The following is an 8,016-nucleotide window of genomic DNA, read 5'->3' as shown; positions in this document are numbered from 1 at the left end:
GCGGCCCTCGAAACTCAGCGGTGCGTCCGCTGGTCCGGTCGCGCCGGGATCGGCAGCCGATGGCTGCCCCGGCGGAGCACCCGGTGTCGCACACGCCGAGAGGAACACCGCTGCGAGGGCCACGACGCCCAGCCTTGTCGACCACGTCATGCCTCATCTTCGGCCGCTGCCTTCCGGAAGGCCATGGATCCGCCGGAATTCGCGCCGAACCGTGACCGGAGCGCGAGGCCACGACGGCTTCGACGCCCCGCTGCGGCCCGACCGGCCACGGGTCCCGCGCCCCGCCCTACGGCCCTGTGATCTCGATGCTCCGCAGGCGCACGATCTCCCGCACGACATCGTCGGGCACCGGCTGCGCCGCGGAGAACCGGATGGTCCCCTTCGACAGCGAGAACCCACCGAGCGACGGCGCTACGGCCTTGACCACCGCGGGAGAGAAAGGATGGAGCGAGAGGTGGTTCGCGGCAGCGCCGACGCCGACCAGCGGTTTCCCTTGGAGCAGGAGGGCCGGGAGGCCGTAGCTCCGACCCGCCTCGGCCTCGGGACGGGCGGACCGGGCGATGTCGATGATGCGCTGCAGGCAGGTCCGGTCCGGTTCCTGCAGTTCTGCCAGTGCCGCGCCGATCGGGTCCATGCGGCGATCCTAGACCTGTGCTCCGGAGGAGGCATCCCGTGGCTACACCAGGGACTCGAGTTCCTGCATCAGGTTCCGCTGCGCGCGCTCCGCCCAGTGGCCCTGCGCTGCAGCCGTGCGGTACAGCGGGTCAAGGGCCAGCAGCCGCAGCAGCACGGCCCGCCTCCCCGTTGTGAATGCATCATCGGGAATATGCGCGTACTCCTGCCGGACGGCGTCGGTGTAGCGGGCGTAGGCCTCGGGAGGGCTCGCGAGCACCGAGAGATCCGCATCGCAGAGCAGCTGGCCGGAACGGTCGTCAGGGGCCGGATCGTGTGCCACGGTGACCAGGACCAGGCGCCCGACCTCCTGCGCCGCCGACGTGCCCAGCGGTTCCCGGAGGCGTTCGACGGCGAGGTGTGCGGACGCCCGTTCGTCCTTCCCCGCCGATCCCTCGTACACGGCGTCGTGGAACCAGGCGGCGAGCAGCACGGACCGGCGCAGGAGCGCGTCGGCCGGTTCCATCAGGACGTCCAGCGCCTCGAGGACGGCGATCAGATGGGTGGGGGTGTGGTACTTCCGGTGCGGCTCACTCCATCGGTCGAGCAGTTCCCGACCCAGGGCTGGTTGCGCCGGCAGGAGCGACTCCCAGCGGGACGCCAGGGCGGCTCGGAGCCGGGGCGCCCGTTGCCGGGCGGGGATCCGCAGCCCGCTCGCGATGAGCGCACGCACCAGTTCCGTCCCGCTGACCTCCCGCGCTCCCCGGAGGACGAGGTCCCGATGGCGCCGCGCGGGAACGTCGTAGTGGTCCTCGTCGAAGGCCCGGCGCGGGATGCCCGCCGCCTCCGCGAACGCATGCAGTTCATCGAGCGACGACGTCGAGACCAGGTGGGAGAAGACGGTCCCGTGGGCGGGCCAGGACGGCGGATCGATGAGGACAGCCATGACCAGAAGTCTAGGTGGATCGCCCCAGCGTCAGGGCGCCTCACCCGCCGGCCTGGTCGCCCTGCCGTCGAGCCACAGCTCCGCCGACTCGTCCCGGTGGGCACCGTCGGCGCCCACATGCTTCTCACTGATCGTCGCGCCGTTCCTGATGACGTGCACCAGGGCCATGGCGTGGCCCCGCCCGAGGTCGTAGTCCTCCTTCAGCCAGGCGACGATCTCCCCGGCCTTCGTCCCCGGCGTGGCGAGGCCGCGCGCGGTCGCCCGCTCGAGCAGCTGGCGCGGTGTCAGCCCCGTCTTCACTTCGATCGCATCCAAGTATGCCTGAAATGACATGTCTTTCCCTCCTATTCGCCGCGGAGCCCGTACGAGGCCAGGACATTGCCTTTGCTGGTGGTGGTCGTCTCCTGCAGTTCCAGGCGGGTCACCGGGTCGGATGCTTCGAAGAGGTGGCGGCCCGTGCCCGCCACCACGGGATGGATCATGAGCATGAGCGAGTCGAGCAACCCGGCGAACAGGAGCTGGCGGACGAGGGAGATGCTGGCGCACACGGCGATATCCCCGCCGTCCGTCTGCTTGAGCGAGCGGACGAACTCCTCGAGGGGTGCGTCCATGAGGGACGCGTTGGTCCAGCCCAGGTCACCTCTGAGGGTCCGGGATGCGACGAACTTCCGGACCGGGTTGATGAAGCCACCGAAGGGATCGGCGGCTTCCGCTGCGGGCCAGTACTGCGCCCACTCCTCGTAGCCGTGGCGGCCGAGCAGCACGGTGTCCACCCTGGCGATCATCTCGCCCATGCCGGCGCCGAGTTCCGCGTCGAAGCTGTCGAACTGCCACAGGTGGGGTGATTCGACCACTCCGTCCACGGAGGAGAAGAGTCCTGCTGTGAGTCTGCGCATGAGGTGCTTCCGTTCGTCGGTGATGGCAACGTGTCCCAGTAGACGCCACGGAGGCCGGAGAATCATCGATACCGGCCGAATTTTCTGCGCAGCCCTCCTCCCGCGCAGGGACAGCCATCGCTAGGCTCAGTGCATGCAACCCGCCACCGCCCGAGGGACGACGCCAGGAATGCAGCGGGAAGGGGTGCCGTTCGAGGAACTCCTGGAAGAGTCCCGGCGCGACCTCACCGGATACTGCTACCGGATGCTGGGGGCGGCGTCGGAGGCCGAGGACGCCGTGCAGGAGACCATGATCAAGGCCTGGTCCAGCAGGGACTCCTTCGCCGGGCGGTCCGCCCTGCGCACCTGGCTCTTCCGGATCGCGCACAACGTCTGTGTCGACATGCTCCGGAGCCCCCAGCGCCGGGCCCGGCCCATGGACCTCGGGCCCTCCACGCGGACCGCGGACGCGGTGCTCGGCGCACCCCTCACGGAGAGCGCCTTCGTGCAGCCGATCCGGAACGAGAGGGTGATCGACACCTCGGGTGATCCCGCCGTCGTCGCCGAGGCCCGTGACACGATCCGGCTGGCCTTCGTGGCTGCGCTGCAGCACCTGCCGCCACTGCAGCGCAGCGCCCTGATCCTGTGCGAGGTCCTGCGCTGGTCCGCCGCCGAGGTCGCCACCCTGCTGGAGGTGACCACCGCTTCGATCAACAGCGCCCTTCAGCGTGCCCGCAAGACCATGGCGGGCTTCGAGCCGACCACCTCCATGCCCCTCGAGGATCCGGCGCACAAGGACCTGCTCGCCAGGTATCTGCGGGCGTTCGAGGCCTACGACATGGAGGTGCTCGTCTCGCTCCTGCGCGACGACGTCGTCCTCTCCATGCCGCCCTTCGATCTGTGGCTCACCGGCCCGGCGGATGTCCGCGCCTGGTTCGTGGGTGAGGGCAGCGTCTGCGAGGGCGGGCGCCTCCTCCCGCTGGACGTCAACGGCGCAGGCGGGTTCGCCAACTACCACCTCGTGGAGCCCGGGCTCTGGAAGCCCTGGGCCATCCAGGTCATCGAGACCGATGGCGGACTGATCGTCGGCCACCACAATTTCCTGTATCCCGAGATGTTCGAGGCGTTCGGGTTGCCCCCGGTGATCGACGAGCGCGGGACGCCCGGGCGCGGGGAATAGCAGAGCCCGCCGATCGCACCTGCCGTCGGGTCCTCGTCGACAATGGACCTGCCGTCCACCATCCGTGCAATTCATTCCTCTCGGCGAGTTTGCAGGATAGGGTCGGGAATATGGGGCTGACGAATTCATCCGGACAACACAGGAGAATGTGATGGCGCAGCGGGTACAGGTCCAATTGGTCGACGACTTCAGTGGGGAAGAAGCGCAGGAAACGGTGCGCTTCGCCCTCGACGGCACGAATTATGAAATAGATCTCACCGAGCAGAACGCGAATGCGCTACGTTCCGCCCTCTCCGGCTACGTGGACAAGGGCCGGAAAGCCGGTTCGGGGAAGCAGTCGGCCGGGAGCCCGAAGGCTTCCTCCCGATCCAAGCGCGAGGACACGCAGCAGATCCGGCAGTGGGCCCAGGAGAACGGATTCAACCCGAGTTCCCGCGGCCGCATCACACAATCGATCATCGACGCCTATAACGAAAGTCGCTGACGCGTCCTTTCCCGATCCGGGTGGCGGGAAGTCCATGTGACGACACGATAACCGGAGAACAGAATGGCCGTCCTCCGCCGCGGTGTGCACCCGGACGAAGCGGCCGGCAAGGAATAGGGAGTCGCGGATCCAGCCCGAGGGAGAGCCCCCGGGAATCAGCGGAGCTATTTCCTGCCGGTCGACGGCGGGGGCGGTGTCCCGTGTGCCCTCTTCCCCGCCGGCGACCGGGGGCGCACCGCTCCGCGGCGACGACCGATCCGATGGCGTGCCCGTCAATCGTCGCTCCCCGCCCCGCGGGCCCACGCCTCGGCCCTGGCCGGACTGCGGAAGTAGCAGGTCTCGGACAATGCCTGCTCGAGGAAGGCCACGATGACCTGGTCCACGGGCCCCGTGCCGACGAATCCGACACGGGAGGAGAGGTCCCCTTCGAGCAGGAGGGCGCGTGCGCCCGCGGTCATCCCCACCATGCCCTGCACGTGGACCACGAGGGGCAGGCGGTAGCCGTCCGAGAGTTCACGGATGCCGTCGTAGGACGAGAGGATGTCCGCGAGTGTGAGCAGGGAACCGGGAGCCCACCACAGGACGAGCAGCCCGGGACGCGCTTCGATACAGCACTTGCCGACGCACCAGCGGCGTCCGTCCGGGGGGTGCTCGGTACCGCGACACGGCCGTGCCGGCGCGGCATTCGCAAGGACGATCTGACTCAACGGTTCCTCCAGGATGAACGGGTGTTCCGCCCCCAGTGACCGAATATGCCCACTCTGACACGGTCTCGCCGGGCGGCTGCCCATGCGGACAGAAGCGGGTAGCCGGCCCTGTACAAAACGAGTGGTGGATGGCACCCTTCCAAGTGATCCGCATCACGATCTCCGGTCCGCGACCGGTTCCATGCCAACGGGGGCAGCCATGACAGCAGCAGGGACGACCGTCCTCGCCATCGGCACCAAGAAGGGGCTGTGGCTCGCGCGGAGCTCGGATCGGGAGAACTGGACGCTGTCGGAGCCGAAGTTCCTCATGGAGGAGATCCCGAGCGTCGGGATCGATACGCGTGGCGGCCGGACCCGTCTCTTCGCCGGCCGGATGTCCTGGCACTTCGGCCCCTGCATCGCCCATTCGGACGATCTCGGAGAGACCTGGACGGAGCCGAAGGAAGGCAGTATCCGCTTCGGCGCGGACGACGGCGCAGCCCTCGAACGGATCTGGCAGATCCAACCCGACGCGGAGAACCGGCCGGGCGTGGTGTGGGCCGGATGTCAGCCCATCTCGGTCTGGAAGTCGACCGACCACGGCGAGACGTTCGAGCTCAACAGGGGCCTGTGGGACCACCCGCACCGCACCGAATGGGGTGCCGGCTTCGGCGGGGCGGCCGCCCACACCGTCCTGCCGAGTCCCGCCGACGACACTCTGCACGTGGCCATGAGCACCGGAGGCGTCTACCGCTCCGACGACGGCGGGATCTCCTGGCAGCCCCGCAACAGCGGCATCAGCGCCTACTTCATGCCCGACCCGAACCCGGAGTTCGGCCAGTGCGTGCACAAGGTGGCCCGCGACGCCGTCGATCCCGACCGCCTGTTCGCGCAGAACCACCACGGCGTCTACATGAGCACTGATCGCGGGGACTCCTGGCAGTCGATCGCCGAGGGCCTGCCGGCGGATTTCGGCTTCGTGATGCTCGCCCACCCGCACCGGAGCGGAACGGCCTGGGTCATCCCCCTCAAGGCCGACGGCGAGCGCATCCCGCCGGACGGGCGTCTTCTGATGCACAGGACCGACGACGGCGGTGCGACCTGGGAGGCGAGCTCCGCCGGCCTGCCCGAGGCGGACTTCAACGCCGTCCTCCGCGACGCGGCCTGCGTCGACACCGCGGATGTCCCGGGTGTCTACTTCGGGACCCGCGGAGGAGCCGTCTACGCGAGCGCGGACGAGGGCCGCACCTTCCGCGAGGTCGCGAGTCACCTTCCGGATGTGCTCTCCGTCCGCGCAGCGGTCGTTCCCTCCTGACAGGGACCCACCATGGCTGCCGTGACCGTCCTCATCCCCACGCTCCTCCGCCCCTATGTCGACGGGCGGAGCGAGGTCCGGCTGGACGTGCCGGACGCTGGAGACGTGGCGGCACTGCTCGACGGGCTGGGCGCCGGACGTCCGCTGCTCGACCAGCGGATCCGTGAGGAGACCGGAGCGCTGCGGCGCTACGTGAACATCTACGTCGACGGCGAGGACGTACGGCGCCTGGACGGGCTCGGCACCGCCGTACCCCCGGGCGCGACGGTCCTGATCATCCAGTCGGTCGCCGGCGGCTAGGGACGGGGCGAGCCGTAACACAGAGTTAACGGTGCCCGCCGGATGCTGAAACGTGCCGCTGACTACCATGGCTGAGCGCCGCGTGCCATCCCGGCTCCGCACCCACCCCTCATGCGACCCCGGGCTCCGTCCCTCGGGCACGCGCAGGCGCCATCACGGAAATGGACCTCCCATGGATTCTGGAAACGTCGCTTGGATTCTTGCCAGCGCCGCGCTCGTCTGTCTGATGATCCCGGCCCTGGCCCTGTTCTACGGAGGAATGGTCGGCTCACGCCGCATCCTCAACATGATGATGATGTGCTTCGGCGGGGCGAGCCTCGTCGCCGTGCTGTGGGTGCTCTTCGGCTACTCGATGGCCTTCGGCGACTCGGTGGGCGGCCTCGGACTGATCGGCGATGTCGCCGAGTACGCCGGCCTCGGCCAGCTGCTCGCCGATGATCCCACCGCCTCGATACCGCCCATCCTGTTCGCCGCATTCCAGCTGTTCTTCGCCTGTGTCACCACGGCGCTGGTCGCCGGTGCCGCTGCGGGCCGCATGAAGTTCGGGGCGTGGATGATCTTCGCCGGCGTCTGGGCCACCCTGGTGTACTTCCCGATCGCCCACTGGGTCTTCGCCTTCAGTTCCGAGGACGGTTCCGTGGTGGGTGGCTGGATCGCCAACAACCTCGGTGCGATCGACTTCGCCGGCGGCCTGGCGGTCCACATGAACGCGGGCATCGCAGCCCTTGCCCTCTCGCTCGTCCTTGGCCGCAGCCACGGCTGGCCCACCGTGGACCATGCCAAGCCGCACAGCCGGCCGCTCGTCCTCGTGGGAGCCGGGCTCCTGTGGGTCGGTTGGTTCGGCTTCAATGCAGGGTCCGCCCTGTCCGCGGGCCAGTCCGCGTCGGTCGTCTTCCTGAACACGGCCGTCGCCGCGTCGGCCGGGCTGCTCGCCTGGGCGCTCGTGGAGAGGTTCAGGCACGGTGCCGCCACCAGCATGGGTGCGGCGTCCGGCCTGATCTCCGCGCTCGTCGCCATCACCCCGGCCTGCGGTGCCGTGAGCCCGCTGGGCGCCCTCGCCATCGGTGCGATCGCCGGAGCCGTCTGCTCCCTCGCGATCGAACTGAAGTTCCGGCTCGGTTTCGACGACTCCCTCGACGTCGTCGGCGTCCACCTGATCGGCGGCATCCTGGGCACCCTGCTCATCGGGTTCTTCGCCACCGAGGACGCCCCCAACGGTGTCTCCGGGCTCTTCTACGGCGGCGGGTTCGACCTCCTGGGGATCCAGGTGCTCGCCACTGTGGCTGTCCTGGTCTATTCCTTCGTGGTCACCTGGGTCATCGCCCAGGTCATCCAGCGCACGGTGGGCCTCCGCATCGAGCAGGAGGACGAGCTGCGTGGCATCGACATCTCAGCCCATTCCGAGTTCGCCTACCTGACGGACGAGGATCCCGTGGACCTCGGGGCACCGCCGCGCACGTAACCGCTCCGCGTCCTCATCGCCCGGGCGGTGACCGCACCGTTCGCGCCAGTGGCAGGCAATCCGTCGGGACCCTGCCACTGGCGCTTCGCCATGGGGACGACCCCCTCGGATCCGGGGTGCGCCTTCCCCGCGGGTTGGCCTTACCCGCCGGCCGGG

At 69.0% G+C, this 8,016-nt stretch carries 10 protein-coding genes; 5 read left to right on the top strand and 5 right to left on the bottom strand.

All coding sequences use genetic code 11. The features are described 5' to 3' along the window. Window positions 1–286 precede the first annotated feature (286 nt). Genes CVO76_RS11120 through CVO76_RS11105 form a run of 4 tightly spaced genes read right to left on the bottom strand, consistent with a single transcriptional unit; the run spans window position 287 to window position 2,454 of the window. On the bottom strand, window positions 287–634 hold the full coding sequence (locus CVO76_RS11120; protein ID WP_208739284.1) for an iron chaperone: 348 nt from the start codon (window positions 632–634) through the stop codon (window positions 287–289). Between the two features lie 42 nt (window positions 635–676). After that, complete coding sequence (locus tag CVO76_RS11115; protein ID WP_208739283.1) at window positions 677–1,558, bottom strand: DUF4031 domain-containing protein; 882 nt, start codon at window positions 1,556–1,558, stop codon at window positions 677–679. A 30-nt stretch (window positions 1,559–1,588) separates the two neighbouring features. Continuing rightward, the gene (locus CVO76_RS11110; RefSeq protein WP_208739282.1) at window positions 1,589–1,891 is read right to left on the bottom strand and encodes a DUF4287 domain-containing protein; all 303 of its coding nucleotides are present in this window, start codon (window positions 1,889–1,891) and stop codon (window positions 1,589–1,591) included. A gap of 11 nt (window positions 1,892–1,902) precedes the next feature. Further along, window positions 1,903–2,454 (bottom strand): dihydrofolate reductase family protein, encoded by a 552-nt coding sequence (locus tag CVO76_RS11105; protein WP_208739281.1) that lies wholly within the window; start codon window positions 2,452–2,454, stop codon window positions 1,903–1,905. Window positions 2,455–2,587: 133 nt separating this feature from the next. On the opposite strand from CVO76_RS11105, the gene CVO76_RS11100 reads away from it, so the two are divergent. Continuing rightward, window positions 2,588–3,613 carry a sigma-70 family RNA polymerase sigma factor gene (locus tag CVO76_RS11100; RefSeq protein ID WP_208739280.1) on the top strand — a complete coding sequence of 342 codons (1,026 nt, stop codon included), beginning with the start codon at window positions 2,588–2,590 and terminating at the stop codon, window positions 3,611–3,613. Between the two features lie 151 nt (window positions 3,614–3,764). After that, window positions 3,765–4,097 (top strand): histone-like nucleoid-structuring protein Lsr2, encoded by a 333-nt coding sequence (locus tag CVO76_RS11095; RefSeq protein ID WP_208739279.1) that lies wholly within the window; start codon window positions 3,765–3,767, stop codon window positions 4,095–4,097. A 272-nt stretch (window positions 4,098–4,369) separates the two neighbouring features. Here CVO76_RS11095 and CVO76_RS11090 read toward each other — a convergent pair whose 3' ends face one another. Then, window positions 4,370–4,804, bottom strand: coding sequence for a hypothetical protein (locus CVO76_RS11090; protein ID WP_133079942.1), 435 nt, complete (start codon window positions 4,802–4,804; stop codon window positions 4,370–4,372). Between the two features lie 199 nt (window positions 4,805–5,003). On the opposite strand from CVO76_RS11090, the gene CVO76_RS11085 reads away from it, so the two are divergent. The 3 genes from CVO76_RS11085 (at window position 5,004) to CVO76_RS11075 (ending at window position 7,860) form a co-directional block, all read left to right on the top strand. Beyond that, on the top strand, window positions 5,004–6,098 hold the full coding sequence (locus CVO76_RS11085; protein ID WP_208739278.1) for a WD40/YVTN/BNR-like repeat-containing protein: 1,095 nt from the start codon (window positions 5,004–5,006) through the stop codon (window positions 6,096–6,098). 12 nt (window positions 6,099–6,110) lie between these two features. Continuing rightward, window positions 6,111–6,398, top strand: coding sequence for a MoaD/ThiS family protein (locus tag CVO76_RS11080; RefSeq protein WP_133079944.1), 288 nt, complete (start codon window positions 6,111–6,113; stop codon window positions 6,396–6,398). 172 nt (window positions 6,399–6,570) lie between these two features. Continuing rightward, window positions 6,571–7,860 carry an ammonium transporter gene (locus CVO76_RS11075; RefSeq protein WP_133079945.1) on the top strand — a complete coding sequence of 430 codons (1,290 nt, stop codon included), beginning with the start codon at window positions 6,571–6,573 and terminating at the stop codon, window positions 7,858–7,860. Window positions 7,861–8,016 lie beyond the last annotated feature (156 nt).

It is taken from the genome of Arthrobacter agilis, from assembly GCF_002953615.1.
Lineage (GTDB): Bacteria > Actinomycetota > Actinomycetes > Actinomycetales > Micrococcaceae > Arthrobacter_D > Arthrobacter_D agilis_B.
The sequence above is the reverse complement of the archived record's forward strand: the minus strand, read 5'-3'. Positions and strand labels throughout refer to the sequence as shown.

What these genes read in the sequence shown, in the direction of transcription:
- CVO76_RS11080 (WP_133079944.1), top strand. Translation starts at nt 6,111, where the DNA reads ATGGCTGCCGTGACCGTCCTCATCCCCACGCTCCTCCGCCCCTATGTC.
- CVO76_RS11095 (WP_208739279.1), top strand. Translation starts at nt 3,765, where the DNA reads ATGGCGCAGCGGGTACAGGTCCAATTGGTCGACGACTTCAGTGGGGAA.
- CVO76_RS11085 (WP_208739278.1), top strand. Translation starts at nt 5,004, where the DNA reads ATGACAGCAGCAGGGACGACCGTCCTCGCCATCGGCACCAAGAAGGGG.
- CVO76_RS11075 (WP_133079945.1), top strand. Translation starts at nt 6,571, where the DNA reads ATGGATTCTGGAAACGTCGCTTGGATTCTTGCCAGCGCCGCGCTCGTC.
- CVO76_RS11105 (WP_208739281.1), bottom strand. Translation starts at nt 2,454, where the DNA reads ATGCGCAGACTCACAGCAGGACTCTTCTCCTCCGTGGACGGAGTGGTC.
- CVO76_RS11100 (WP_208739280.1), top strand. Translation starts at nt 2,588, where the DNA reads ATGCAACCCGCCACCGCCCGAGGGACGACGCCAGGAATGCAGCGGGAA.
- CVO76_RS11110 (WP_208739282.1), bottom strand. Translation starts at nt 1,891, where the DNA reads ATGTCATTTCAGGCATACTTGGATGCGATCGAAGTGAAGACGGGGCTG.
- CVO76_RS11115 (WP_208739283.1), bottom strand. Translation starts at nt 1,558, where the DNA reads ATGGCTGTCCTCATCGATCCGCCGTCCTGGCCCGCCCACGGGACCGTC.
- CVO76_RS11120 (WP_208739284.1), bottom strand. Translation starts at nt 634, where the DNA reads ATGGACCCGATCGGCGCGGCACTGGCAGAACTGCAGGAACCGGACCGG.